The sequence below is a fragment of the Primorskyibacter flagellatus genome, from assembly GCF_900176485.1.
Taxonomy (GTDB): Bacteria; Pseudomonadota; Alphaproteobacteria; order Rhodobacterales; family Rhodobacteraceae; genus Primorskyibacter; species Primorskyibacter flagellatus.
The window spans coordinates 1-1231 of the sequence record NZ_FWYD01000069.1 but is presented as its reverse complement, the minus strand read 5'-3'; the positions used below and the strand labels follow the sequence as shown (position 1 = coordinate 1231).

The following is a 1231-nucleotide window of genomic DNA, read 5'->3' as shown; positions in this document are numbered from 1 at the left end:
TGGACCTGTCGCGCTTTTGTGCCGCTCCAAGTGCTCGTTTAAGCCACCTTTCGTTCGAAAGCGACGGGGCTTTTCCAACCCAGTGCTGAGTGTAGGCGGCGCGGATTGTAAAAGCCGTTGATGTATTCAAAGATCGCCATCTCAGCCTTGCGTCGTGTTTCCCAAGGATGCCGCCAGATTAGTTCGGCCTTGATGGTTTTGAAGAAGGTCTCAACAGCCGCATTATCGTAGCAATTACCCTTGCCAGACATCGATACCTTGAACCCATTCTGGTGCAGAATCTTTTGGTAGTCGTGAGAACAATATTGCGATCCGCGATCCGTGTGATGAATGCAGCCTTCGGGTGGTTGCCTGAACGCGATGGCCATTTTCAGCGCCCGGATCGCCAGGTCGCGCTTCATCCGATTACTCACAGCCCAGCCGATGACGCGCCGGGAATGCAGGTCCAGTATGACAGCCAGATACAACCAGCCTTCGCGGGTCCACACATAGCTGATGTCCCCCGCCCATTTCTGGTTTGGTGAGTCTGCTGTGAAGTCACGATCCAACAGGTTTGGCGCAATATTGAACTTGTGGTCGCTATCTGTCGTCACCTTGTGTTTGCGGGTTCTAACAACGGTTATGCCGTTCTGGCGCATTAATCTGCCGACACGACGATGGCCGACATCCAGACCAATCTCTTTCAGCTCCTCGGTCATTCGGGGGCGACCATAGCTGCCTAAACTGAGACGCGACTGTTCTTTGATGTGGGCAAGCGTGACCAGATCAGACCGTTGTCTGCGACTGGCGGGGCGACTACGGAAAGCACGGAGACCGCGTGTGCTGACGCCGACAACATCGCACAACCGATTGGCCGGGAAATGGGTCCTGTGTTCTTCGACAAACCTAAATCTCATTGCTTTAGGCCCGCGAAGAACTGGGTGGCCTTTTTTAAGATCTCCCTCTCCTCCTTGAGGAGCCGGTTCTCCCGTCGAAGTCGATCATTCTCTTGAGCGAGGCTCAAATCCTCTTTGGAAACCACGTCTGTATCTCGGTGCGCGGTGATCCATTTGTTCAGCGTCGACATGCCAACACCCAGATCGTCAGCCACCTGCTTGCGCGTCAGCCCACTCGTCAATGCGATACGCACCGCGTCTCGGCGGAATTCGTCAGTTCGTTTCAGTCCCATAGTTCATCTCCTTTGGTGCAGTAAATGCTATCAAAGGAGCGGCATCAAACCGTGACAGGTCCA

Annotated in this window: 1 protein-coding gene; it reads right to left on the bottom strand. The window is 54.2% G+C overall.

Annotated features, from left to right (window positions below):
* Positions 1 to 38: 38 nt before the first annotated feature.
* A protein-coding gene (locus B8991_RS20965) for an IS3 family transposase (RefSeq protein ID WP_143514711.1) occupies positions 39 to 1168 on the bottom strand; the annotation gives its coding sequence in 2 pieces (ribosomal slippage) (positions 39 to 925 and positions 925 to 1168; 1131 coding nt in all).
* Between the last annotated feature and the right edge of the window lie 63 nt (positions 1169 to 1231).